The sequence below is a fragment of the Pseudomonas sp. 910_23 genome, assembly GCF_052850795.1.
Genome location: NZ_VXCZ01000022.1, coordinates 86,139 through 110,009, shown reverse-complemented (window position 1 = coordinate 110,009; position 23,871 = coordinate 86,139). Strand labels below are relative to the sequence as shown.

Below are 23,871 nucleotides of genomic sequence, written 5' to 3'. Positions count from 1 at the left end.
ACACTGCCTGGGGATGCAAGCGTTTGAGTACCAAGCTGATTACCAAAGAAGGCCATGAAGCGCTTAAAAAAGAGTTGGACTACCTGTGGCGGGAAAAGCGTCCGGACACCACGCGCAAAGTGACTTGGGCGGCCTCCCTGGGCGATCGCAGTGAAAACGCGGACTACCAGTACAACAAGAAACTGTTGCGGGAGATCGACCGGCGGGTGCGCTACCTGCGTAAACGCCTGGAAGATATGCGCGTGGTGGAATACATGCCCGAGCAGGAGGGCAAGGTGTTTTTCGGCGCATGGGTCGAAATCGAAAACGAACAGGGTGACACCAAGCGTTTTCGTATCGTGGGTTATGACGAGATTTATGACCGAATGGATTACATCTCCATCGACTCGCCCATGGCACGGGCTCTGCTGCGCAAGGAGGTGGACGATGAGGCAATCGTGCACACCCCAGGCGGCGAGGTGTGCTGGTGGATCACCAAGATTGAATATGTGAAGCAGGCATAATGGCCCGTGCTCTGAACCGAGCACGGGCCAGCCAGGTCTCAGCCTTCGCGCAATACGGTCAGCGGGCTGGCATTCAGTGCGCGACGCGTGCCGAATACCCCGGCAGCGCCGATCAGCACGGCCCCGATCACGGGTAGCAGTAGCAGCCACGGGTGGGGGTGCCACGCCAGGTCAAAGGCGTAGCGGTACAGCACCCACGTCACCAGTTCGGTGCCCAATGCCGCCAGCAGGCCACTGACGGCACCCAGCAGGCCGAACTCAATGCGTCGCGCCTTGATCAGCAATTTGCGCTCGGCACCCAGGGCTCGCAGCAAGGCTCCCTGGCGGATGCGTTCGTCCAGAGTGGCCTGCAAGCCGGAGAACAACACCGCCATGCCCGCCGCCAACACAAACAACAGCACGTACTCCACCGCCAGTGTCACTTGGGCAAGGATGCTGCGCAACTGCTCCAGCAACGCTTCGACCTGCAGGATAGTGACAGCCGGGAAGGCCCGTGCAAGATCGACGATCTGTTGGTCGTGACCGGGTGCCAGGTAGAAACTGGTCAGGTAGGTCGCGGGTAAGTCTTTCAAGGTGCCGGGCTGGAAGATCATGAAGAAGTTAGGCTGGAAATTATCCCAGTTGATGGTCCGCAGGCTGGTGACCCGTGCCTCGCGGTTTTCCCCGCCGATGGTGAACAGCAAATGGTCGTTGAGCTTGAGTTTCAGGCTCTCGGCCACCTTGGCTTCCACCGACACGCCAGGAATCTCATCGCTTGGTTGCGCCGACCACCAGGCGCCTGCCGTCAGGGCGTTACCCGGAGGTAAATCGGCAGCCCAGGTCAGGCTCAGATCGCGTTGAATCGCACGGTCGCCACTGGAGTCCTTGCTGACAATCTCTTGCACGGGTTCGCCGTTGATGCTGATCAATCGCCCCGGCACTACCGGATACAACGGTGCCGCTTGCGCCTGTACTTCCAGCAGGCGGGCGCCAAAGGTGTCCTTGTCGGCCGGCAGGATATTCAATGCGAAGTAGTTGGGCGCGTCTTTGGGCAGTTGATTTTGCCAGGTGTCGAGCAATTCGCCCCGCAACAGTGCGATCAATCCCATGGACAGCAGAATCAGGCCAAAGGCCAGGGATTGGCCTGCCGCCGCCAGCGGGTGGCGCAGCAATTGGCCCAGGCCCAGGCGCCAGGGCAAGGAGGCGCGAGCCAATAGGCGTCGCAGGCTTTGCAACATCAGCAGCAACAAGCCGCCAAGGATCAATGCCGCGACCACGCCGCCGCCCAGCAGAGCGAAGGTCAATACCAGGTCCAGGCTCAGGCGCCACATGATCAGGCCCAAGGCAAACAGCGCCGCGCCGTAGACCATCCAGGTGCTTGAGGGGATGGGCAGCAAATCGCGGCGCAATACCCGCAGCGGCGGTACGCGCCCCAGTGCCGCCAGTGGTGGGAGGGCGAAGCCTGCGAGGGCGACCAGCCCGGTGCCGATCCCCGCGACGGCCGGCAGCAATCCGCCCGGCGGCACATCGGCGGGCAGCAGGTCGTGGAGGAAATAGAACAAACCAAATTGCGCCAGCCAGCCGAGCAGGGCGCCGACCAGGCTTGCCAGCAAGCCCAGTACGCTCAGTTGCAGGCTGAACAGCAACATGGCTTCACGTCGTGACAATCCCAGGCAGCGCAACAACGCGCTGGCATCGAAACGACGACTGGCGAATCGGTTGGCCGACAGTGCCACGGCTACGCCGGCCAGCAGCACGGCCACCAGGCTGGCCATGTTCAGGTAGCGCTCGGCCTTGCCCAGGGCGCCGCCGATCTGCTGGTTGCCATCGCGCGAGTCCTGCAGTCGCTGGTTGGCGGCAAGGCCAGGCTTGATCAAGTCGCGATAGGTTTGCAGCGCCGTGCTGCCTTGCGGGGCGCGCCACAGTTCGCGGTAACTCACACGGCTACCTGGCTGGACTACTCCGGTGGCGTCCAAGTCGGTCAGGTTGATCATCACCCTGGGCGTGAGGCTGTAGAAGTTGCCGGCCCGGTCGGGCTCATACGTCAGGATACGCGCCAGGCGCAGGGTCTTCATGCCGACATCGATGCTGTCGCCGACTTTCAGGTCCAGCGCGGTCAGCAGCCTTGCTTCCACCCAGGCTTCACCGGGTTTGGGGCCGCCGCCCTGCGTTTGCGTACCGAAGGGCTCGGCGCTGCTTTTCAACTCGCCGCGCAAGGGGTACTGCTCGTTGACGGCCTTGATACTGGAAAGCTGAATGCCATTGTCCGTGGCGATAACGCTGGAGAACTCCACGATGCGGGCGTGATCCAGGCCCAGTTCGGCCCCGGACCTGATTTGCTCGGGGCGGGCAGGTGAGCTGCCTTCGAGCACCAGGTCGGCGCCGAGGAACTCGGTGGCACGCAACAGCATGGCGCCGTTGAGGCGCGCGCCGAAGTAGCCAATGGCGGTGCTGGCCGCCACGGCCACCAGCAGGGCAAAGAACAGCACGCGCAGTTCACCTGCGCGGGCGTCGCGCAGTAACTGGCGCATGGCAAGGCTGAACAGGCGCAACAGCGGCAAACGTGCCATCAAGGCTCCAGGGGCGCGACCATCAGGCCGGCTTCAAGGCGGATCAGGCGTCGGCAACGGTGGGCCAGGCGCTCGTCATGGGTGACCAGTACCAGGGTCGTGCCGCTCTCTTTATTGAGCTCGAACAGCAGGTCGCTGATGCGCTCGCCGGTATGGCTGTCGAGGTTGCCGGTGGGTTCGTCGGCAAACAGCACGTCCGGTTCGGCGGCAAACGCGCGGGCAATGGCGACCCGTTGCTGCTCGCCACCGGACAGTTGGCGCGGCGAGTGGGTCAGGCGCTGGCCCAGACCCACACGTTCCAACAGATGCCGGGCACGCTCGCGGGCGTCCTTGCGGCCGTCCAGCTCCAGCGGCAGCATCACGTTTTCCAGTGCGTTGAGGCTGTCGAGCAGTTGGAAGGATTGAAAGACGAAACCCACATGTTCGGCACGGATGCGTGCACGCTGGTCTTCGTCAAGCGTGCTCAAGGCTTGCCCCGCCAGAGTGACTTCGCCGCTGCTGGGCAGGTCGAGGCCGGCCAGCAGGCCCAGCAGGGTGGATTTACCGGAACCGGAGCTGCCGACGATAGCCAGACTATCGCCCTTGTTCAGTTCCAGGCTCAGTTCGTGCAGGATAGTCAGTTCACCTTCCGCGCTGGGAACCACTTTGCTAAGGTTTCGCGCGGTGAGAATGCTTGCGCCCATGGAGAATCCGATGCGAATGTGGTTTTTGAGTGCTGGCCTGGCCTTGATGTGCATGGCCCAGAACGCAGCGGCGGGTACAGTCCTGATCGTTGGCGATAGTATCAGTGCCGGTTTCGGCCTGGATACCCGCAAAGGGTGGGTTGCGCTGCTGGAACAACGGCTCAAGCAGGAGGGTTTTGACGACAAAGTGGTCAACGCATCCCTCAGTGGCGACACCAGTGCGGGTGGCCTCGCACGCCTGCCTGCGGCGCTTGCAGAGCATAAGCCTGACGTAGTGGTTATCGAACTTGGGGGCAATGATGGCTTGCGCGGGCAGCGGCCGGCGCAATTGAAACAAAATCTTGCGTCGATGATTGACCAGTCCAAGGCAGGGGGGGCCAAGGTGCTGCTGCTGGGTATGCAGTTGCCACCCAATTACGGGCCTCGATACACCACCGCATTTGCACAAGTCTATGGTGAGTTGGCCAAGGAAAATGACATTCCCCTGGTGCCGTTTTTCCTTGAGGGGGTGGGCGGTCATCCAGAGCTGATGCAGGCTGATCAATTGCACCCGGCGGTCGCCGCCCAAGGCAAGTTACTGGAAAATGTCTGGCCAACGCTAAAACCGCTGTTATGACGCTTTTCTACCGGCAGGCTTTCGGCTAAGGTGGCGCCCCCCTGATTTGGAGCCCTCGATGTCGCGCCCTGCCTGGTCCCTGTTTAACTACCAACTGATCGAGCCGGACGAGCAGCTGGATCTGTTCGCCTGTCAGGAAGTTCGGGTGCATCTGGTGGCGCGTCAATTGGAGTTGGGCGGCTCGATCGACCGCACGCTCTGTGGCACTTTATTGCCGGCGCAGCCACGCTGGTCGTCGGTGAATCGCTCGATCTTCCAGGATCAGCGCCTGTGCCCGTTGTGCCGGGCGATTCTGGAATCGCAAAAGCGCGGCACGCCTCCGATCTGGCCGGAGCTGCGGTTCGAGCTATAAAACAGCTTGAAGCCTGGCGCTGCGAAGCCGTATACAATCAATTTTTCCCTACCCGTCGTCTTGCGAAGGATTTTCCGGATGTTGTCGCGCCTTTCCGTCGTCACCTGCTGCCTGTCTCTCGCTGCGCTTTGTGCGGCCGGTTCGGCGGCAGCCTTGCAGTTGCCCCTGCCGCCGCCAGGCGAGGACATTGTCGGTCAGGTCCAGGTCATCAAGGCCAAGTACGAAGATACCTTTGCTGACCTGGGCACCACGTACGACCTGGGCTACTCGGAAATGGTTGCGGCCAACCCCGGCGTCGATGCCTGGCTGCCGGGCGCGGGCACCGATATTGTGCTGCCGACACGTTTTATCCTGCCGCCGGGGCCACGGGAAGGCATTGTGATCAATTTGGCCGAGTACCGGCTCTACTACTATCCAAAGGGCCAGGACGTCGTCTACACCTTCCCGCTGGGCATCGGCCGTGAAGGCTGGGGCTCGCCGATCGCCCACACCAGTATCATCGCCAAAACGCCGAACCCGACCTGGACGCCACCGGCCTCGATCAAGGCCGAGCACGCCGCCAACGGTGACCCGCTGCCCAACGTGGTGCCTGCCGGTCCGGATAACCCGCTGGGGCCGTTCAAGTTCACGCTGGGCACGCCGGGTTACCTGATCCATGGCTCCAACATGAAATTTGGTATCGGCACGCGTACCAGCCACGGCTGTTTCCGCATGTTCAATAACAACGTACTGGAAATGGCCGGCATGGTGCCGGTGGGCACCTCGGTACGCATTATCAACGACGCCTACAAGTTCGGCAGCAGTGGTGGCAAGGTCTACCTTGAAGCTCATACCCCGTTGAACGATGACGGCACGCCTTCGGTGGTCGACAAGCACACGGCGGTCATCAACGCGTTGCTCAAGCGTGAAGACCTGTCCAACAACCTGCGCGTGAACTGGGACCAGGTGCGTGATGTGGTCGCGGCCGAGGATGGTTTGCCGACCGAGATTGGCGTGCCGGGCGCGGCGCCGGTGGCCTCCAGCACGCCGGTCGACCTGTAGGCGTGTCAAGCGCGAGGCAAAAAAAAGCCGACCCATAAATGGATCGGCTTGATAACAACCCCGAAGGATTATTACTTGCGGCTTGCTTTCTCAAGCATGCGCAGAGCGCGCTCGTTAGCTTCGTCAGCAGTCTGTTGTGCTTTTTGAGCAGCAGCCAGAGCTTCATCAGCTTTACGGTAGGCTTCGTCTGCACGAGCCTGGGAGCGAGCTGCTGCGTCTTCAGTTGCAGTCAGACGAGCTTCGGTTTCTTTGGAGACGCTGCTGCAACCGGTAGCCAGAACTGCGGCCAGAGCCAGAGCAGAGAATTTCAGAACGTTGTTCATCGTGTTCCCCTTCAAGGACTTTCAATTAGATGGCTACTTGCTCAGAGTGAGCTAATAGCCGGCGTACATACTACCCATTACTTGTAGTAAGTAAACTGACGTTGCGCAAGAAGCAAAAAAAATTCCTGTGCCGAATCTATTTTGGCTAACCTTTTGAAGGTTTGTATGAAAACTGTCCAATTTTTTTCATCTCGATCGACATTGGATCCAGGCTGAAAGGGCCGGCCCGCATGTGTTAAGCCTTGTAAACAGATGAAAATTTATATATCGAAGCGGGCACTTTCGTTGCCATCGGCTTTACTCCGGCTGGTATCTTTTGCGCATCTAGAGGTGACTTTAAGAGCGGCAGTTCGTCTCAAGCTTCAACTGCCGGCAATGTTCAGGCTATCGGTCAACGGTTGATCGAGGCCCTTTCTATATATCCAGCCGGGGCAGGGAATGATGAGTGCGCCTTGAGCAATTGCAGGATTGGTGCCTACTATTCCCTACGTGCTGGCTGTGAGCGCTCAGGGTTTTCTCGTTGTCGAAACCGGCACGGGGTGGCGTAGATGTTCCTTCGCCGGAAAAACATCGGTAAGGTAGGGTCAATATTCAAGACCCGCGAGGAGTAGTGATGAGCGAGGCGTTGTCCATCCACCATGACCAGGCTGGTCATCAGTTCGAGACCAATGTGGACGGTCATCGTGCCTATCTGACCTATATGGACCTCGGGAAGCAGACGCTGGATATCTATCGCACGTTCGTGCCCAACGCGCTGCGCGGACGAGGCATTGCCGCCGCGTTGACAGAAGAAGCCTTGAAGTTTGCCGAAGAGGCCGGCTACACGGTGATCCCGTCGTGCTCGTATGTCGAACGCTACATGGAGCGCCACCAGCGCCATGCCGCAAAGCTGTAACTGACCAGTTGCCAATAAAAACGCCGGGCTTAGCCCGGCGTTTTTGTGTGCGTCTGATCCAGAAAAATGCGTGGTTCAGCTGCGTTTGCGCTTGGGCAACACGTCCTTGAGCTTGGCGTGCATGCTGCGCAGGGTGGTTTCGGTAGCCGCCCAGTCGATGCAGGCATCGGTAATCGACACGCCGTACTGCAAATCGGCCAGATCCTTTGGAATTGCCTGGCAACCCCAGTTCAAATGGCTTTCGACCATCAAGCCGATGATCGACTGGTTGCCTTCCAGGATCTGGTTGGCGACGTTTTCCATCACCAGTGGCTGCAAGGCCGGGTCCTTGTTGGAGTTGGCGTGGCTGCAGTCAACCATGATGTTTGGCTTGATCTTGGCTTTGTTCAGCGCCTGTTCGCACAGTGCGACACTGACCGAATCGTAGTTGGGCTTGCCGTTGCCACCGCGCAGTACTACGTGACCGTAGGCGTTGCCCTTGGTGGTGACGATGGAGACGCCACCTTCCTGGTTGATACCCAGGAAACGGTGAGGGCTGGAGACCGATTGCAGGGCATTGATCGCCACGGTCAGACCGCCGTCGGTACCATTCTTGAAGCCTACGGCCGAAGACAGGCCAGACGCCATTTCGCGGTGGGTCTGGGATTCGGTGGTGCGTGCGCCAATGGCCGACCAGCTGATCAGGTCCTGCAGATACTGCGGGGAGATCGGGTCCAGCGCTTCGGTGGCAGTGGGCAGGCCCATTTCAGCCAGGTCCAGCAACAGTTTGCGCCCGATGTGCAAGCCGTCCTGGATCTTGAACGAGTCGTCCAGGTACGGGTCGTTGATCAAGCCTTTCCAGCCGACGGTGGTACGCGGTTTCTCGAAATAGACGCGCATCACCAGGTACAGGGTGTCGGACACTTCCGCAGCCAGCACCTTGAGACGCTCGGCGTATTCGTGGGCAGCCTTGAGGTCGTGGATCGAGCAAGGCCCGATCACCACGAAAAGACGGTGGTCGGTGCCATCGAGAATGTCACGGATGACTTCGCGACCCTTGGTGACGGTCTGCAGGGCAGCGTCGCTCAGGGGGATTTCGCGCTTGAGCTGATCGGGTGTGATCAGGGTCTCGTTGGATTCGACGTTAAGGTCATTGATCGGTAAATCAGCCATCGTGTTACTCGCCAGGGTCACGGGTGCCGGCCGCCAGCCATCCCCGTGCGGCGGGCACAGCATGATTTGAATACAGGGGGGAGGAACCTTAGCGCGTAACACGGGCCCGCGACAATGGGCAAAGCCCGGTTTAATCCAGCGCCGATTGCACAACGGCCTCATTGGAGAACTCGGCGGCGTGGCGCGACACCCAGTCACGGGCCATGGCTTCCAGTTGCGCAGGTGTTGGCTCGGTGTTTTCGTGCAGGCGACAGTAACGTTCGATCTGGCACACTTGCTCGCCCATTCGCGCACCGAACAAGGCGTGCTCATCGGTAAAGCAAATACCGACGCGATAAGCGTTTTCGCCTTTGCGGCACCAGGCTACATAGCCCGGATAACGGGCGCTGGGCCCCAGGGAGGGGATATGCAGGTCGACCGCCGTGCCTGGGCGCCAGGCTCGCGGCCAATTGCAGGCGACGCCGCCGCGGCCGATAGTGTGCAGGCGTTGACGGGGCAGGGCAGGAGAGGGACGTTGGATCAACTCGACAGCGACATCATCAGGGTGAGGTAAAAAACGACCCATGTACACGGACTCCGAGCGCCGTCCGGTTGACGGCAGTGGCAGCAGTATAGTGAAGGAACTGGAATTGACCGACCTGGATATTGACCAGCAATTGCTGGGATTGCCAGGTATTTCGCTGGTAGTGTTTACCAGTGTCGGCTGCTCCAGTTGCCGTTGGGCACGCCAGCAACTGCCGAGCTGGCCGCTGCCGGTGGACCGCGTGTGCTGGGTTGATGCCGGGCACAATGGCGGTGCAGTCGAACGCTACCAGATCTTTCATTTGCCGGCGTTGTTCCTGGTGTGCGAGGGTCAGTTCCTCGGGCAATTACAGACACGGCTTACGGCATCCGACCTCGCCAAATGTGTAAACCAGGCGCTCACACGCACACCAGAGGATTTGCCATGACAGCCCTTTCATCCCCGTCGCCACGCATTGGCATTATTGGCACGGGTGCCATTGGTGGTTACTACGGCTTGATGCTGGCGCGTGCTGGCTTCGATGTGCATTTCCTGTTGCGCAGCGAATATGCAGCGGTCAGTCAACAGGGCCTGCACGTCAACAGCACGGTGCATGGCCCGTTGCACCTGCATCCGGTTCAGGCCTATGCCTGCGCCGCCGACATGCCTTCATGCGACTGGCTGTTGGTGGGCACCAAATCCACCGGCAACGTGGACCTGGCGCCTACTATCGCCCAGGTCGCGGCGCCGGATGCCAAGGTGGTGCTGCTGCAAAACGGCCTCGATGTGGAGGACAGTCTGCGTGAACATTTGCCAGCGTCGCTGCACCTGCTCGGCGGGCTGTGCTACATCGGCGTGTACCGGTCCGCTCCGGGTGTGGTCGAGCATCAGGCACTGGGCCGGGTCAACCTGGGGTATCACAGCGGTACGGCTGCCAACGATGAGGCGCAGCAAAAGGCAATTGTCGAAGAGGGCGCGGGGCTGTTTCACCGGGCCGGCATCGAGTCCCAGGCCATGGCCAACGTGCATCAGGCGCGCTGGCATAAACTGGTGTGGAACGTGCCGTATAACGGCCTGTCTGTGTTGCTGGGCACGGGAACTAAGGCCATGATGGCGGATGAGTCCAGCCGCGAATTGATCCAGGCTTTGATGGCCGAAGTGGTGCAAGGCGCCCGTGCCTGCGGCCATGAAATTCCCGCCAGCTACGCCGGGCAGATGTTTGCCATGACCGAAACCATGGACGATTACTTGCCCAGCATGTATCACGATCACGTGCATAAGCGCCCATTGGAATTGGCGGCGATCTACGCCCGGCCCCTGGCCGCTGCGAGGGCGGCCGGTTGCGAGCTGCCGCGTATGCAGGCGCTGTTCCAGGCCTTGAGTTTTATTGATCGGCACAATCGCTGATTGGGGGGAGACACCATGGCAAAGGGGTTAGGTGACAAGCTGGTGCTGGCGATTTCCTCGCGGGCGCTGTTCGACCTCAGTGACAGTCACAAAGTCTACCTGGCTGAAGGTGTTGAGGCTTACCGCAAATACCAGATCGAACACGAGGAAGAAACCCTCGAGCCCGGCGATGCCTTCCCGCTGGTCAAAAAACTGCTGAGCCTGAATGCCAGCTTGGGCCGTGCGCGGGTTGAGGTGGTACTGGTGTCGCGCAACAGTGCCGATACCGGGTTGCGGGTGTTCAACTCGATCCAGCATTACGGCCTGGATATTTCGCGCGCCGCTTTCGTCGGCGGGCGTAGTCCTTATCCTTATTTGGCGGCCTTCGGTTGTCATCTGTTTCTCTCCACCCATGCTGAAGATGTGCGCAGCGCCCTGGATGCCGGTTTTGCCGCGGCGACGATTCTGTCGGGCGGTGCGCGTCGGGCTTCGAGCGAAGAACTGCGCATCGCATTCGACGGCGACGCGGTGTTGTTCTCCGACGAGTCCGAGCGTGTCTACCAGGCTGGCGGGCTGGAAGCCTTTCAGGCCAGTGAGCGGGAGTCGGCGCGCCAGCCGTTGCACGGCGGCCCGTTCAAAGGCTTCCTGGCGGCGCTCAACCTGTTGCAGCGCGAGTTTGCCGATGACGCCTGCCCGATCCGCACGGCGCTGGTCACTGCACGTTCGGCGCCGTCCCATGAGCGTGTAATTCGTACGCTGCGTGAGTGGGATATCCGCCTGGACGAGTCGCTGTTTCTCGGGGGGCTGGAAAAATCCGCCTTCCTGGAGGCCTTTGCGGCCGATGTATTTTTTGATGACCAGGCCGGGCATTGCGAGAAAGCCAGGGAGGTGGTGGCCACCGGGCATGTGCCCCATGGCATCAGTAACGAGTTGAGAATCCAGACCGAGAGCTAGCTGCTAAGCTCATTCAATCTCCGCCATCCTGGCAGTCCAGGAGGTTCTATGATTCGTTCGATGTTGTATGCCACGGACCTGGGTCTGTATGCGCCGTACGTGATGCAACATGCGCTGGCACTGGCGCGAACGTTCAAGGCTGACCTGTATGTGATCCATGTGGTCGAGCCCATCGGGTTGTTCGCCGAATCAGTATTACAGAGCTACCTTGATGAGAAGGCGCTGAGCGAATGGCAGAGCCAGGGGTTGAGCACGGTCATGGCGACCATCGAACAGCGCGTATTGGACGGCTTTCGCGATGAGTTGGGAGAAGGGGAGCAGGACCTGCAATTGATTCGTTCGGTCAGGGTGATCCAAGGGGATACCTGCGAGGTGATTCTCGACCAACTGCGAAAACTTTCCGTCGACTTGCTGATCGTAGGGAGTCATAGCCAGGCAACCGGCGTGGCCGTGCCCTTGGGGCGCACCGCTGCTCGCGTGTTGCAGCTGTCTCCGGTGCCGGTTTATCTGGTGCCGTCGCTGCAGCGTAGACGCAGCGAAGATAGCTGATCGGTAAAAACGATAAAAAGTTCTAGATTTATCTGTCTAACCTTTAATATAGTTATATATCGTCGCTGATACCCGTGGCGTCTATCTGCTTTGAGGGATTGATATGAAGCTTCAACAACTGCGCTACATCTGGGAAGTGGCGCACCACGACCTCAACGTTTCCGCTACCGCTCAAAGCCTTTACACCTCGCAACCCGGTATCAGCAAGCAGATCCGCCTGCTCGAAGACGAGTTGGGCGTCGAAGTGTTCGCTCGCAGTGGCAAGCACCTGACCCGCGTCACCCCGGCTGGCGAGCGGATCATCACCACCGCTGGCGAGATCTTGCGTAAAGTCGAGAGCATCAAGCAGATCGCCCAGGAATTCTCCAACGAAAAAAAGGGCACCCTGTCGATCGCCACCACCCACACCCAGGCGCGTTATGCATTGCCGCCGGTGATTCGCGATTTCATCAAGCAATACCCGGACGTCGCCCTGCACATGCACCAGGGCTCACCGATGCAGATCGCCGAGATGGCCGCTGATGGCACCGTCGATTTTGCCATCGCCACCGAGGCCCTGGAGCTGTTCGGCGACTTGGTGATGATGCCGTGCTACCGCTGGAACCGCTGCGTGGTCGTGCCCCAGGGGCACCCCTTGGCCAAGCTGCCGAAGCTGACGCTGGAAGCCCTGGCCGAATACCCGATTGTGACTTATGTATTTGGGTTTACCGGTCGTTCGAAGCTCGACGAAGCGTTCAGTCATCGTGGTCTGACGCCAAAAGTGGTGTTCACCGCGGCGGATGCCGACGTGATCAAAACTTATGTTCGCCTGGGCCTGGGCGTCGGGATCGTCGCCAAGATGGCGGTCGACACCAACCTCGACAAAGACCTGGTGGTGCTGGATGCCAGCGAATTGTTCGAGTCGAGCGTGACCAAGATCGGCTTCCGTCGCGGCACCTTCCTGCGGGGGTTCATGTGCGATTTCATCGAGAAATTCGCACCGCACCTGACCCGCGAAGTCATGGCCAAGGCGATCCAGTGCCACAACAAGCAAGAGCTGGAAGATTTGTTCGACGGCGTTGAATTGCCCGTCCACTGAGTGATTTATCGGGCCTCGGTAACCGTAAAGTGTTGCCGAGCGCCTGCCACCAGAATCTCTACCTCATCGCCTTCAAACTTGCCGAGCAGGCTTTTGCCCAGGGGCGAGCGCGGGGTGATGACGGTCACCGGTTGCCCGACCACATCGACTTTCAACCCTGCCGCATCCGGCGCCAAAAATAGCCATTGCTGGCGACCGTTCTCGTCTTCCAGGCCCAGCAGCGCACCGACTTCTATCCCGCGTTGTTCATCGTACCCTCGCAACTGAAGGTTCTGGCACAGCGTCAGCGATTGCTTGATCTCCTCGACTCGCTTGGCCTGCCCGGCCGCCAGGTATGACGCCTCCAACCCCAGGGTGTCGTATTTGTTCTCGGCGATGTTTTCTTCGTGGGTCGCGGTTTCGTAGGCAGTCTGTGCGGCGCGTTGGGCAATATCGAGGTCGGCGGTGAGTTTTTCCAGGATCAACTGGAGGACGGCGTGTTTATTCATGGTCTTCAATCGCAAAATTGCAGGACATTGGCCCGAGTCTTTTCACTGGGGGCGTTCTGGTCCTGTTGCAGCCAGAACTGGCATTTGGGGTTGGACAGGTTGCGCGCATTGCTGCGGGCCTGGTCCAGGGCCTGTTGTTGTTCCTGCTTTTGCAGGTTTTGTTGATACTGTTCGAACATGCGGTTCGTTGGCTGCGGCACAACTGCGGCTGGCTCGCCCAACTGCTGAACCGCCTGGGCCACGGGTGCCAGGCTTTGGGGAAACAGATAGCGAGTTGCCAGCCAGGCGGTCAGCGCAATGGCGATAAACCCCAGCCACACGCCTGCGGCAATGGCGATGCACAGCTTGAACAGTGACAGCTGACGGTCGGACATGATGGCCTCCTTGCAGACATTGACGGCGTGGTGCCGATTGTCGCACAGCCGCCGTGCAGAATAATCGCGATCAAGCCTTCTGCATCAGCGCATTTATGCGGACAATCGAGCCTTTGGACGATGGAGCCCGGAATGAAAGCCCGCTGGGATATTTTTTGCAGCGTCGTCGACAACTACGGCGACATCGGCGTGACCTGGCGCCTGGCCCGACAGTTGGTGGCGGAGCATGGTTGTGAGGTGTGCTTGTGGGTCGATGACCTGCGGGCGTTCGAGCGCATGTGCCCGCACATTGATGTGCAGATGGACCAGCAATGGCAAGAGGGCGTAGAGGTGCGGCACTGGCCGGCCGAGTGGCCGGGCGCGCAGTCGGCCGATGTGGTGATTGCTGCATTCGCCTGCCAGCTGCCGCCGCACTACATGGAGCGCATGGCCGAGCGTGAGCGCCCGCCGTTGTGGATGAACCTGGATTACCTCAGCGCAGAAGACTGGGTGGTGGGTTGTCATCGCCTGCCTTCGGTGAAGTTCAAGGGGGTGCAGAAGTACTTTTTCTTCCCCGGCTTTCGTCCTGGTACCGGTGGTTTGCTGCGTGAAGCCGGGTTGGTGGAGCGACGCCAGGCTTTTCAGCAGGATGACGTTGCGCAACGACAATTCCTGCAGAGCCTGGGCGTGTCTCCTGCGGGCGGGGCACGATTGATCTCATTGTTTGCCTATGAGAATCCTGGGCTGGCCGGTTGGCTGGACGTGCTCGCCAAGGATGGGCGTGCCACTCACTTGCTGGTGCCGGAAGGGCGAATTCTGGGGGATGTGCAACGCTGGTTGGGCGTGACCAGCCTGTCGGCGGGAGACATCCAGGTACGCGGGGCGCTGACGGTGCAGGTCATTGCATTCATGCGCCAGGAGCAATATGACCATTTGCTGTGGTGTTGCGAGTTCAACGCCGTGCGCGGTGAGGATTCCTTCGTGCGCGCCCAATGGGCGGGGAGGCCGTTGCTGTGGCATATCTACCGCCAGGATGAAGACATCCACCTGGACAAACTGGATGCCTTCCTTGAGTTGTACACCGCTGCACTCTCGCCTGCCGCCAAAGCGGCTGTCTTTGCGCTTTGGCAAGCCTGGAACGCTGATGGCGACATGGCACAGTCCTGGAAAATGCTGCTGGAACACTGGCCCGAGGTGAATGAGCACGCGCAGAACTGGTGTCTGGAACAAGGCTTGCAGGCCGATCTTGCGACGGCGCTGGTACAGTTTTATGAAAGTTGGATATGATACGCCACCTTGATTTTTGTAAATCCCATCCAAATTTCGGATATATGCAATGAAAACTGGTAAAGAACTGAAACCCGGTACAGTGATCCGTCTCGAAAACGACCCTTGGCTGGTTCAGAAAGCTGAGTTCACCAAGTCTGGTCGTAACAGCGCAATCATGAAGACCAAGCTGAAGAACCTGCTGACCGGTTACAAGACCGAGATCGTCTACAGCGCTGACGACAAACTGGACGACGTGATCCTCGACCGCAAGGAAGCGACCCTGTCCTTCATCAGCGGCGACACCTACACGTTCATGGACACCACCGACTACACCATGTACGAGCTGAACGCTGAAGATATCGAAGCCGTTCTGCCGTTCATCGAAGAAGGCATGGAAGACGTCTGCGAAGCGATTTTCTTCGAAGAGCGCCTGGTGTCCGTAGAGCTGCCGACTACCATCGTGCGTAAGGTTGCCTACACCGAAGGTTCCGCTCGCGGCGACACTTCGGGCAAGGTGATGAAGCCTGCCAAGCTGAGCAACGGTACCGAACTGCAAGTGGCCGATTTCATCGAAATCGACGACCTGATCGAGATCGACACCCGCGAAGGTGGTTCGTACAAAGGTCGCGCCAAGAAGTAATTCTGGCCCCGCCGGTACGCAAAAAGCCCGACCTGGTGTCGGGCTTTTTTGTGGGCGTCTGTTTATCAGACTGTTACATGCAAGCGCACATCCACGTTGCCACGGGTGGCGTTGGAATAAGGGCATACCTGGTGGGCGGCGTCGACCAGGCTTTGCGCATCCTCCTGGGCCAGGCCCGGCAGGCTGACGTGCAGGTCGATGTCCAGGCCGAAACCGCCGGGGATCTGACCGATGCCAACTTGGGCGGTGATAGAGGCGTCATCCGGGATTTTGCGTTTGGTCTGGCTGGCGACAAATTTCAGCGCTCCGATAAAGCAAGCGGAGTAGCCCGCGGCGAACAGTTGCTCCGGGTTGGTAGCCTGGCCACCAGCACCGCCCAGTTCCTTGGGGGTGGAGAGTTTGACGTCGAGGATGTTATCGCTGGAAACAGCGCGACCATCACGGCCGCCAGTGGCGGTGGCTACAGCGGTATAGAGCGTTTGCATGGGGCGTTCCTCTTTGATTGTTAGCGCTAAATATTTGCGCGCTAAGTAGTTGGTAAGGCCAATGTATAGCGCTAATGTTTTGCGCGCAAGATAAATGTTTTTGACTTGCTGAAATTGAATGCGGGAGGGGCGCACTGCCCTTCCCACATTCAAGTGATTTGCTGTTTTCTAAATAGCGCTTTGCAGATTGCCGCGCAGCGCGATCAGGTCGGCCTGCAGCTTGCGCAATTGCGCAAGCTGCATCCCGCTGGCGCCCAGGATGCATTGGGGCACGTCCTTGGCCTTGCCCTGCAAGGCACGCCCGGCGTCGGTCAGCTCTACCACCACCACCCGCTCATCTTCGCGGCTACGGGTGCGGCTAAGCAGGCCCTCGGCTTCCAGGCGTTTGAGTAATGGCGTGAGTGAACCGGGGTCCGTCAGCAGGCGGCTGCTGATTTCGCTGACGGTCAAACCATCCTCTTCCCACAGCACCATCATGGCCAGATACTGCGGGTAGGTCAGGCCGAGCGCCTGGAGCAAGGGTTTGTACACCTTTGTCATCAGCAACGAGGTGGAATGCAAGGCGAAGCACAGCTGATTGTCCAGCAGCAGCGATTGACAGGGATCAGGGTTTTTACTCATTGAGGTGCCTCGTAAAAGCGTGTCTGCGCTGGAATCTAGCGGGCAAATCTTTAATGCGCCAGATAATTTTGCCAGGCGGGTCAGATCAGGCCGCTTTGCAAGGCCAAATCCCAAGGCGGCACTGGGCTGAAGCGCGACTTGAGGTATTCAAGGAGTAATCGGCTACGGGCGTTGGGTTGTTGTTCCAGGCGCAGCGCATAAATGCCGGCGGTCTCCGGGCTGGGCAGGCCGTTTTCACAAAACAGCGGCAGCAGCTCACCCCGTACCAGGTATTCACTGGCAAGCCAGGTAGGCAAATGCGCGATGCCCAGCCCCGCCAGCGCACCGCTGAGCAGGGCCTCGGCGTTGTTGGCGCTCAGGCGGATACGCCGCGGACGATAAGTGGTGCGGCGCCCGTCGTGCTCAAAGCGCCAGGCAAACATCGGCGCCAGGCCATCCCAGTCAAGGCCGTCATGCTCGCTCAGTTCTCGAGGATGGGTCGGTGTGCCGCGGCTCTTCAAGTAGGCCGGGCTGGCACAGGCGATACGCACGATGCTCGCCAGCGGGGTAGCGATCAACCGCGTGTCTACGATATGCCCGGCGCGCAGCACCAGGTCGACCTTGCCCAAGTGTGCGCCCTGCATATCGACAAAGCTGTCGATCAGGTGCAGGTGCACGTCCAGGCCCGGGTACACGTTCAAAAAATCCGCAATCACCGGTGCCAGGTGCCGTCGACCGAATGCCGCAGGTGCATCCACCCGGATCAAGCCTTCCGGCGCGTGGCTCAGGGACACTGCTTCCGCCCGCGCCAGTTGCAACTCACTGACGATCCGCCGGGCCCGTTCGGCAAAGGCCAAACCCGCCGGTGTCGGCAGCACCGCATGGGTGCTGCGCTGGAACAGCTGGCTGCCCACTGAGCTTTCCAGGCTGTCGATACGCCTAGCCACCGCGGAGGGCGTCAGCGGATGGCGCCGTGCGGCGGCGGAAAAGCTGCCGGTTTCCAATACGTCCAGAAACAGGCCCAGTTGTTCGGTGAGGGTATTGGGGTTCATTGGCTAGCGCCTGTGCGAGATTGGCATAGCCATTGTGCGTTGCTGTGCGTTTCCGCGCTAGAGCCGACTGCGTAGCATGCAAGGCTTGGGATGACGGAGTAGTGCGGTGTTGGATTTAGTGATGTACCTGATATTGGGCGCGGCCCTGGGCACGGTGGGTGGGCTGTTTGGCATTGGCGGCGGGCTGATTGCTATCCCGGTGCTGGGCGTGCTGTTCGGCCTGGATCAGCAGATCGCCCAGGGCACCGCCTTGGTCATGGTGGTGCCCAATGTGATGCTTGCCCTGTGGCGCTATCACCAGCGTAATCGCATCGAGTTGCGTCACGCCTTGCCATTGGGCGTGATGGGATTCTGCTTTGCCTGGCTGGGATCTATCTGGGCGGTGGGGCTGGATGCGGGCGCAATGCGTATCGGCTTTATTGCGTTCCTGGTGGCGTTGTCGGTCTACAACCTGCTGCGCATGTTCACCCGCAACGCACCGCCCACGGCGCAGATGCGCTATTCATGGCCGTGGCTTGGGGTATTGGGTGCGGCGTCCGGCTCCATGGGCGGATTGTTCGGCGTGGGTGGCGCGGTGGTCGCCACGCCGGTACTCACCAGTGTGTTCGGCACCACCCAAGTGGTTGCCCAAGGCTTATCGTTGGCCTTGGCGCTGCCCAGCACCAGCGTGACCCTGGTCACTTATGCCTGGCACCACGAGGTGGACTGGATGATCGGCCTGCCACTGGCGGTAGGTGGCCTGCTCAGTATCAGTTGGGGTGTGAAAGTCGCGCACGCCATGCCGGAGCGCCTGTTGCGCGGCCTGTTCTGTGGTTTTTTAGTGGTGTGCGCGGTCATGCTGACCTTTAAAGTTTGAAGCCTTCAACGATGTACTCCGCCAGGCATTCCGTGATCGGCGACGTCATCTGCGGGTTGCGCAGCAAGCGCAGATTCATCGACGGCAGCGGGGGAAAGCCTTCTTCGCTGCCAAGCACTCGCAGGTCGTCGGTGATCAGGCTTTCCATGCTGACCATCGCCGCCAGGCCAGCACTGACCACCGCCTGGATCGCCGCGCCGTTGGAGCTGTGATAGGCCAGGCGATAATCCCGTCCGGCCGCATCCAGTGCGGCGCGTGCCCAATGGGTGTACAGGCAGTCATCGCCGGAAATCGCCAGTGGCAGGGCATCGTGCTCATCGACACAGAAGCACGGTGACGCAGCCCACACCATGCGTTCAGTGCGTAACAGCTCACCGATATCATTACCGGGCTCGCGGCTAATGACGGTCAGCGCCAGGTCCCGCCGTTGCATCAATACAGACGACGCCTCGCAGTGCATCTCAAGCTGAATCAGTGGGTAAGCTTTGGAAAACTGCTTCAGGATTCCCGGCAAAAAACGCATGACGTAGTCATCCGGCGTGCCGATGCGTACCAGCCCCACCATATGTGGCTCGCGCAGGGTATTGAACACCTCGCTGTGCAGTTTCAGGATGCGCCGCGCATACCCCAGCAGCACCTGGCCTTCGGGCGTGAGCCGCACTTGTCGGCCGTCACGCTCGAACAGCTTGCGCTGCAACACATCCTCCTCCAGGCGTTTCATCTGCATGCTCACCGCCGATTGAGTGCGGTTGACCAGTTCACCGGCGCGGGTAAAGCCGCCTTGGTCAGCAATGGCCACGAAGGTGCGTAGCACGTCAGTGTCGATACTCGGGTAGCCGGACAATGGATCAATCTCCGAGATGTATTGCATAAGAAACATTCGTTGGATTGATCATAGCGGCAGGCACACACTTTCGTCATCCCTACTGGAGGGCGAGAAGATGAAAGGTCAAAAAGGTTTTGTATTACTGAATAAGTGGTGGTTTGCCGGTCTGTTTAATAGGGTTGCGCGTTGGCAGTTGTTGCATCAAGAGCGCAATATGCTGGCGACGTTGAGCGATGACGCACTCAAGGATATCGGGCTCAACCGCGCCGACGTCGAGCAGGAAAGCCATCGGCATTTCTGGGAAGACCCGCTGCGAAAGTAAGCCAGGATGCAGTAGGGTAGGGGGCGAGCTTTTATGGAGATTGCCATGCCCGCCGACCTGTCCTTTTCACTCAAGCAAGCTCGACGCATGGCGCTGGCCGCCCAGGGTTTCTCGGGGCGCCAGGCGCCTGCCCAGATAAAAGCGGCGCGCCTCAACCGGCTGATCGAACGCCTGGGCGTTATACAAATCGACTCGGTCAACGCATTGGTGCGTTCCCACTACCTGCCGTTGTTCTCCCGCCTGGGCCAGTACACCCCGTTGCTCCTTGAGCAAGCAGCCTGGAGCCAGGGGCGGCGGCGTTCATTGTTCGAGTATTGGGGGCATGAGGCGTCGCTGTTGCCGATGGCGATGTACCCGCTGATGCGCTGGCGCATGGAGCGGGCCAGGCAAGGGCAAGGCATCTATGCGCAGATGGCGCGTTTTGGCCGTGAGCAGCAGGCGACTATTCGGCGTGTGTTGCACAGCGTCGAGCAACAGGGCGCCTTGGGTGCGGGCAGTTTGTCGACCCGAGAGGAGCGTGCTGGGCCCTGGTGGGATTGGAGTGATGAGAAGCACGCACTGGAATGGCTGTTCGCCGCCGGTTTGGTCACCGTCGCGGGGCGCCGAGGTTTTGAGCGACTGTATGATTTGCCGGAGCGTGTGATCCCGGGCGAGATTCTTCAAACGTCCATGAGCGAGGCTCAAGCCCAGCGCGGCTTGCTGATGCATAGCGCAACGGCGCTGGGTATCGCCACCGAAAAGGACCTGCGCGATTATTTCCGCCTCGACCCCGCGGACAGCCGCCCGCGCTTGGCCGAACTGGTCGAGGACGGGCAGTTGCTGACGTGCCAGGTGCAAGGCTTCAAGCAACCAGCGTACTGTCTGCCGGAGCCCAAAGTGCCACGCAAAGTGCCGGCGAGTGCCTTGCTGTCACCGTTCGATTCATTGATATGGGAGCGCAGCCGCACCGAGCGCTTGTTCGATTTCCGCTATCGACTGGAGATCTACACCCCGCAAGACAAGCGGGTGTATGGCTACTACGTGCTGCCGTTTTTGCACAATGAGCGGATCGCTGCGCGCGTCGACCTGCGGGCCGAGCGTGCCCATGGGCGGCTGGCGGTGCATGCAGTGCACGAAGAAGAATCGGGGCTGGAGGACGAAGGCATGTTGGCGCTGGCCGTCAACCTGCGGCAAATGGCCGCCTGGCTGGGGCTGGAGCAGGTCCAGCTCAATTGCCAGCGACCCGATGCCGCCCGATTAAGGGCGGCGATGTTGATCAGCGTTTGACCTGTTTCAAGGTCTCGGCAATCAGAAACGCCAGCTCCAGCGACTGATCGGCATTCATCCGTGGGTCGCAATGGGTGTGATAGCGGTCCGATAGCCCGTCTTCGGTAATCGGCCGTGCGCCGCCGATGCATTCGGTGACGTTCTGCCCGGTCATCTCGATATGAATACCGCCGGCGTAGCTGCCTTCGGCGTGGTGCACCTGAAAGAACTCCTTCACTTCGCCGAGGATTTGCGCAAAGTCGCGGGTCTTGTAGCCGCTGCTGGCCTTGATGGTGTTGCCGTGCATAGGATCGGAGCTCCACAGCACCTGCTTGCCCTCGCGCTGTACGGCGCGGATCAGGTTGGGCAAGTGGTCGCCGACCTTGCCTGCGCCCATGCGCGCAATCAGGTTGAGGCGACCAGGGTCATTGTCCGGGTTAAGGATATCAATCAGGCGGATCAGATCGTCCGGGTTCATGCTCGGCCCGACTTTCACGCCGATCGGGTTGTTCACCCCGCGCAGGAATTCGACGTGGGCGCCGTCCAACTGGCGTGTACGGTCGCCGATCCACAGCATATGGGCCGAGCAGTCGTAGTAGTCGTTGGTCAGGCTGTCGCGGCGCACGAAGGCTTGTTCATAGTTGAGCAGCAACGCTTCGTGGGCGGTGAAGAAGCTGGTTTCGCGCAATTGCGGCGAGCTGTCCATGCCACAGGCGCGCATGAAGGCCAGGGTCTCGTCGATGCGGTCGGCCAGTTGGCTGTACTTCTCGGCCAGGGCTGAGTTGGCGATAAAGTCCAGGTTCCACTTGTGCACCTGGTGCAGGTCGGCGAACCCCCCTTGGGCAAACGCGCGTAGCAGGTTGAGGGTGGCTGTGGACTGGTGGTAGGACTGCAACAGGCGGTCCGGGTCCGGCACACGGCTTTTTTCATCGAAGCCGATGCCGTTGACGATGTCGCCACGGTAGGCAGGCAGGGTGATACCGTCGATGGTCTCATCGTTGGATGAGCGCGGTTTGGCAAACTGGCCGGCCATGCGTCCGACTTTCACCACCGGGCAACCGGCGGCGAAGGTCATGACAATCGCCATCTGCAGCAGCACCTTGAAGGTGTCGCGGATTTTTGCCGCGGAGAACTCGGCAAAACTCTCGGCACAATCGCCACCTTGCAGGAGGAAGGCGCGACCTTGGGTCACTTCGGCAAACTGGCGACGCAACTCACGGGCTTCCCCGGCAAACACCAGCGGCGGGTAGCTGGCCAGGTTCTGCTCCACCTGCAACAGGTGTGCAGCGTCCGGATACTGGGGTTGTTGCTGGATTGGCAGGGCGCGCCAGCTGTCGGGGCTCCAAGGTTGGCTCATCATGAACTCGATTGGGTGATTGACGGATAACGCTGATGTTATCAGCAATTAGTGCGTGACCTGTTGCTGCCGGTTGGCCGACAATCGCGCCTTTGCCAAGCGGTAACCCCTTAGGAGTAGTGATGACCGAGGAGCGTGTCGAGCGCCTGCTGGCCGAAGTCCATGATGATTTCGGCATGATCCGTGTGCTCGAAGTAGCCGATTACCGCTTTCTCGAATTCGGCGACGCCATCGAGCAAAGCTGCGTGTTCACCGCCGACCCGAGCTGGTTGGAGTATGACTACACCCGGGCCATGTTGATCGGTGCGCTGTGCCATGAGCAGCCGGAGAGCGCGTTGTTCCTCGGTTTGGGCGCGGGCACGTTGACCCAGGCATGCCTCAGGTTTCTGCCGCTGGAAGACGTCGAGGCCATTGAACTGCGCCCTGATGTACCGCGCCTGGCCATCGAATACCTGGGGCTTGATGACGACCCGCGCTTGTACATTCGAGTGGGGGACGCCCTGCAATTGCTCGATACCGCTGAATCGGCCGACCTGATCTTCGTCGACCTCTACACCGATGTCGGCCCCGGTGTGGGGCATCTGGCCTGGACCTTTCTGGAAAGCTGCCAGAAGAAACTCAACCCCGGCGGCTGGCTGGTGATCAACCAGTGGGCCACCGATGATGGTAAACCGCTGGGCGCGGCATTGCTGCGTGGGTTGTATCACCGACACTACTGGGAGCTGCCGGTGAAGGAGGGCAATGTGATTCTGCTGGTGCCTTCCGAGCTGGATCAGGAACTGGACCTCGATGCCCTGTCAGCCCGCGCCGAAGCTTTGGCGCCGCGATTGGGGTACTCGTTGCAGCCGTTGATCAAGGCTATTCGGCCGGCAACCTAGTTGTCTGTTCCGGCGCGATCGGGAGCAAGCCCCCTCCCACATTCGACCGCATTTCAGATCCGTTTACACGTACACATGTGGGAGGGGGCTTGCCCCCGATCGCGTCGGTATTGCCAACTCAAATCCCCTTGAACACCCCCGGTCGCTTCTCGATCATCGTCCGCACACCTTCCTTGGCATCCTCGCTGTTGAGCAATTTATCCACCATGGGCGGCAGGGCGGCGGCTGCGACAGCTTCGCCTTCCATACGCGCCAGACGCGCCGACATCAACGTCGCCTGCACGCCAAGCGGCGCCTGACGAGCAATGCGGTTGGCCAGTTCGATGGCGCGGGGCAACAGGTCTTCACTGGCCATTACTTCCTGTACCAGGCCCAGGCGCAGGGCTTCATGGGCGTCGAACTCGTCTCCGGTAAGCAGCCAGCGCATCGCATTGCCCCAGCCCGCGATCTGGTGCAAGCGCATTGTCGCGCCGCCAAACGGAAATATTCCACGTTGCACTTCCATCTGTGCAAAGCGTGTATTGCTGGCGCAGAGGTTGATATCCGCCGCCAGCATCAACTCGATACCAATGGTCAGGCAGTAGCCCTGGGCCGCGACGATCACCGGTTTGCTGACCCTGGGCCCTGCGAATACGCCCCAGGGATCGCACCCGCCCAGCGGCGGTTGCCAGCCGCCCGCCATCACGCCGCTGACATTGGCCAAGTCCAGCCCCGCCGTGAAGTGATCGCCGTGGGCAAATACCACGGCCACCCGGGCGTCATCGTTTCGATCAAATTCGCCATAGGCCAGGCTCAGCTCATTGAGTAAATCCAGATCGAAGGCATTGCGTTTGGCCACGCGGTCCAGGCCCAGCAACAGAACATGGCCCTCAAGTGCACGGCTGACGCGGCTACTGCTGGCTTGTTTCATCGGGTGT

The 23,871-nt window shown here is 60.1% G+C and carries 29 protein-coding genes; 16 read left to right on the top strand and 13 right to left on the bottom strand.

The genetic code is table 11. The features are described 5' to 3' along the window. Positions 1-23: 23 nt before the first annotated feature. Positions 24-503: a transcription elongation factor GreB gene (gene greB / locus FW800_RS23520; protein ID WP_005786387.1), complete on the top strand. Its 480-nt coding sequence runs from the start codon at positions 24-26 to the stop codon at positions 501-503. A 38-nt stretch (positions 504-541) separates the two neighbouring features. Here greB and FW800_RS23515 read toward each other — a convergent pair whose 3' ends face one another. Together FW800_RS23515 and FW800_RS23510 are read right to left on the bottom strand one after the other, a co-directional pair. Further along, on the bottom strand, positions 542-3,052 hold the full coding sequence (locus FW800_RS23515; protein ID WP_032877140.1) for an ABC transporter permease: 2,511 nt from the start codon (positions 3,050-3,052) through the stop codon (positions 542-544). Next, the gene (locus FW800_RS23510; protein ID WP_005786391.1) at positions 3,052-3,735 is read right to left on the bottom strand and encodes an ABC transporter ATP-binding protein; all 684 of its coding nucleotides are present in this window, start codon (positions 3,733-3,735) and stop codon (positions 3,052-3,054) included. Before FW800_RS23510 ends, FW800_RS23515 begins: the two co-directional genes overlap by 1 nt. A gap of 10 nt (positions 3,736-3,745) precedes the next feature. On the opposite strand from FW800_RS23510, the gene FW800_RS23505 reads away from it, so the two are divergent. The 3 genes from FW800_RS23505 to FW800_RS23495 all read left to right on the top strand — a co-directional run bounded on the left by FW800_RS23505 (position 3,746) and on the right by FW800_RS23495 (position 5,744). Beyond that, positions 3,746-4,351 carry an arylesterase gene (locus tag FW800_RS23505; protein ID WP_446438557.1) on the top strand — a complete coding sequence of 202 codons (606 nt, stop codon included), beginning with the start codon at positions 3,746-3,748 and terminating at the stop codon, positions 4,349-4,351. A 58-nt stretch (positions 4,352-4,409) separates the two neighbouring features. After that, entirely contained in the window at positions 4,410-4,703 is a 294-nt protein-coding gene (locus tag FW800_RS23500) for a hypothetical protein (RefSeq protein ID WP_003189866.1), read from the top strand. Between the two features lie 78 nt (positions 4,704-4,781). Beyond that, a complete protein-coding gene (locus tag FW800_RS23495; protein WP_194440350.1) occupies positions 4,782-5,744 on the top strand; it encodes a L,D-transpeptidase family protein in 963 nt (320 codons plus the stop codon). A gap of 71 nt (positions 5,745-5,815) precedes the next feature. Here FW800_RS23495 and oprI read toward each other — a convergent pair whose 3' ends face one another. After that, positions 5,816-6,067, bottom strand: a complete 252-nt coding sequence (gene oprI / locus FW800_RS23490; protein WP_003172710.1) for an outer membrane lipoprotei OprI — start codon at positions 6,065-6,067, stop codon at positions 5,816-5,818. Positions 6,068-6,680: 613 nt separating this feature from the next. Here oprI and FW800_RS23485 point away from each other — a divergent pair. Beyond that, positions 6,681-6,962: a GNAT family N-acetyltransferase gene (locus FW800_RS23485; protein WP_003189869.1), complete on the top strand. Its 282-nt coding sequence runs from the start codon at positions 6,681-6,683 to the stop codon at positions 6,960-6,962. Between the two features lie 75 nt (positions 6,963-7,037). On the opposite strand, the gene FW800_RS23480 is transcribed toward FW800_RS23485, so the two are convergent. Both FW800_RS23480 and FW800_RS23475 read right to left on the bottom strand, forming a co-directional pair. Next, entirely contained in the window at positions 7,038-8,114 is a 1,077-nt protein-coding gene (locus FW800_RS23480) for a 3-deoxy-7-phosphoheptulonate synthase (protein WP_005786414.1), read from the bottom strand. Between the two features lie 130 nt (positions 8,115-8,244). After that, positions 8,245-8,679 (bottom strand): pilus assembly protein PilZ, encoded by a 435-nt coding sequence (locus FW800_RS23475; protein WP_078820697.1) that lies wholly within the window; start codon positions 8,677-8,679, stop codon positions 8,245-8,247. Here FW800_RS23475 and FW800_RS23470 point away from each other — a divergent pair. The 5 genes from FW800_RS23470 (at position 8,678) to cysB (ending at position 12,583) form a co-directional block, all read left to right on the top strand. Further along, the gene (locus FW800_RS23470) at positions 8,678-9,064 is read left to right on the top strand and encodes a hypothetical protein (protein ID WP_005786417.1); all 387 of its coding nucleotides are present in this window, start codon (positions 8,678-8,680) and stop codon (positions 9,062-9,064) included. The two genes, FW800_RS23475 and FW800_RS23470, sit on opposite strands and share 2 nt — an antisense overlap. Next, the gene (locus FW800_RS23465) at positions 9,061-10,023 is read left to right on the top strand and encodes a putative 2-dehydropantoate 2-reductase (protein ID WP_032877136.1); all 963 of its coding nucleotides are present in this window, start codon (positions 9,061-9,063) and stop codon (positions 10,021-10,023) included. The genes FW800_RS23470 and FW800_RS23465 overlap by 4 nt, the downstream gene beginning before the upstream one ends. A gap of 15 nt (positions 10,024-10,038) precedes the next feature. Next, complete coding sequence (locus FW800_RS23460; RefSeq protein ID WP_005786420.1) at positions 10,039-10,956, top strand: 5'-nucleotidase; 918 nt, start codon at positions 10,039-10,041, stop codon at positions 10,954-10,956. Between the two features lie 48 nt (positions 10,957-11,004). Then, entirely contained in the window at positions 11,005-11,505 is a 501-nt protein-coding gene (locus FW800_RS23455; protein ID WP_005786422.1) for a universal stress protein, read from the top strand. A 103-nt stretch (positions 11,506-11,608) separates the two neighbouring features. Continuing rightward, the gene (cysB, locus tag FW800_RS23450; protein WP_005786423.1) at positions 11,609-12,583 is read left to right on the top strand and encodes an HTH-type transcriptional regulator CysB; all 975 of its coding nucleotides are present in this window, start codon (positions 11,609-11,611) and stop codon (positions 12,581-12,583) included. A 5-nt stretch (positions 12,584-12,588) separates the two neighbouring features. Here the strand turns inward: cysB and FW800_RS23445 are convergent, their stop codons facing one another. Together FW800_RS23445 and FW800_RS23440 are read right to left on the bottom strand one after the other, a co-directional pair. Continuing rightward, positions 12,589-13,071 carry a GreA/GreB family elongation factor gene (locus tag FW800_RS23445; RefSeq protein ID WP_078820699.1) on the bottom strand — a complete coding sequence of 161 codons (483 nt, stop codon included), beginning with the start codon at positions 13,069-13,071 and terminating at the stop codon, positions 12,589-12,591. A gap of 5 nt (positions 13,072-13,076) precedes the next feature. Continuing rightward, positions 13,077-13,445 carry a hypothetical protein gene (locus tag FW800_RS23440; protein WP_446438556.1) on the bottom strand — a complete coding sequence of 123 codons (369 nt, stop codon included), beginning with the start codon at positions 13,443-13,445 and terminating at the stop codon, positions 13,077-13,079. Positions 13,446-13,577: 132 nt separating this feature from the next. On the opposite strand from FW800_RS23440, the gene earP reads away from it, so the two are divergent. Together earP and FW800_RS23430 are read left to right on the top strand one after the other, a co-directional pair. After that, on the top strand, positions 13,578-14,711 hold the full coding sequence (gene earP, locus FW800_RS23435; RefSeq protein ID WP_446438555.1) for an elongation factor P maturation arginine rhamnosyltransferase EarP: 1,134 nt from the start codon (positions 13,578-13,580) through the stop codon (positions 14,709-14,711). 49 nt (positions 14,712-14,760) lie between these two features. Further along, positions 14,761-15,333, top strand: coding sequence for an elongation factor P (locus tag FW800_RS23430; protein ID WP_003172723.1), 573 nt, complete (start codon positions 14,761-14,763; stop codon positions 15,331-15,333). 65 nt (positions 15,334-15,398) lie between these two features. On the opposite strand, the gene FW800_RS23425 is transcribed toward FW800_RS23430, so the two are convergent. From FW800_RS23425 to FW800_RS23415, 3 genes are all read right to left on the bottom strand, one after another. After that, the gene (locus FW800_RS23425; protein WP_446438554.1) at positions 15,399-15,818 is read right to left on the bottom strand and encodes an organic hydroperoxide resistance protein; all 420 of its coding nucleotides are present in this window, start codon (positions 15,816-15,818) and stop codon (positions 15,399-15,401) included. A 168-nt stretch (positions 15,819-15,986) separates the two neighbouring features. Further along, positions 15,987-16,439 (bottom strand): MarR family winged helix-turn-helix transcriptional regulator, encoded by a 453-nt coding sequence (locus FW800_RS23420; RefSeq protein ID WP_005786431.1) that lies wholly within the window; start codon positions 16,437-16,439, stop codon positions 15,987-15,989. 80 nt (positions 16,440-16,519) lie between these two features. Continuing rightward, complete coding sequence (locus FW800_RS23415; RefSeq protein ID WP_005786433.1) at positions 16,520-17,470, bottom strand: LysR family transcriptional regulator; 951 nt, start codon at positions 17,468-17,470, stop codon at positions 16,520-16,522. 106 nt (positions 17,471-17,576) lie between these two features. Here FW800_RS23415 and FW800_RS23410 point away from each other — a divergent pair, with 106 nt between their 5' ends. After that, positions 17,577-18,326: a sulfite exporter TauE/SafE family protein gene (locus FW800_RS23410; protein ID WP_446438553.1), complete on the top strand. Its 750-nt coding sequence runs from the start codon at positions 17,577-17,579 to the stop codon at positions 18,324-18,326. Here FW800_RS23410 and FW800_RS23405 read toward each other — a convergent pair. Continuing rightward, positions 18,316-19,197: a LysR family transcriptional regulator gene (locus tag FW800_RS23405; RefSeq protein WP_005786436.1), complete on the bottom strand. Its 882-nt coding sequence runs from the start codon at positions 19,195-19,197 to the stop codon at positions 18,316-18,318. The genes FW800_RS23410 and FW800_RS23405 overlap by 11 nt on opposite strands. A 70-nt stretch (positions 19,198-19,267) precedes the next feature. Between FW800_RS23405 and FW800_RS23400 the strand changes: the two genes are divergently transcribed. Then, positions 19,268-19,474, top strand: coding sequence for a DUF1127 domain-containing protein (locus tag FW800_RS23400; protein WP_032877129.1), 207 nt, complete (start codon positions 19,268-19,270; stop codon positions 19,472-19,474). A 45-nt stretch (positions 19,475-19,519) separates the two neighbouring features. After that, complete coding sequence (locus tag FW800_RS23395) at positions 19,520-20,740, top strand: winged helix-turn-helix domain-containing protein (RefSeq protein ID WP_446438552.1); 1,221 nt, start codon at positions 19,520-19,522, stop codon at positions 20,738-20,740. Here FW800_RS23395 and FW800_RS23390 read toward each other — a convergent pair. Beyond that, the gene (locus tag FW800_RS23390; RefSeq protein WP_122732652.1) at positions 20,730-22,076 is read right to left on the bottom strand and encodes a class II 3-deoxy-7-phosphoheptulonate synthase; all 1,347 of its coding nucleotides are present in this window, start codon (positions 22,074-22,076) and stop codon (positions 20,730-20,732) included. The genes FW800_RS23395 and FW800_RS23390 overlap by 11 nt on opposite strands. A gap of 122 nt (positions 22,077-22,198) precedes the next feature. On the opposite strand from FW800_RS23390, the gene FW800_RS23385 reads away from it, so the two are divergent. Next, positions 22,199-22,954 (top strand): spermidine synthase, encoded by a 756-nt coding sequence (locus FW800_RS23385; protein ID WP_005786442.1) that lies wholly within the window; start codon positions 22,199-22,201, stop codon positions 22,952-22,954. 118 nt (positions 22,955-23,072) lie between these two features. Here FW800_RS23385 and FW800_RS23380 read toward each other — a convergent pair whose 3' ends face one another. Then, positions 23,073-23,864, bottom strand: coding sequence for a crotonase/enoyl-CoA hydratase family protein (locus tag FW800_RS23380; protein ID WP_446438551.1), 792 nt, complete (start codon positions 23,862-23,864; stop codon positions 23,073-23,075). Between the last annotated feature and the right edge of the window lie 7 nt (positions 23,865-23,871).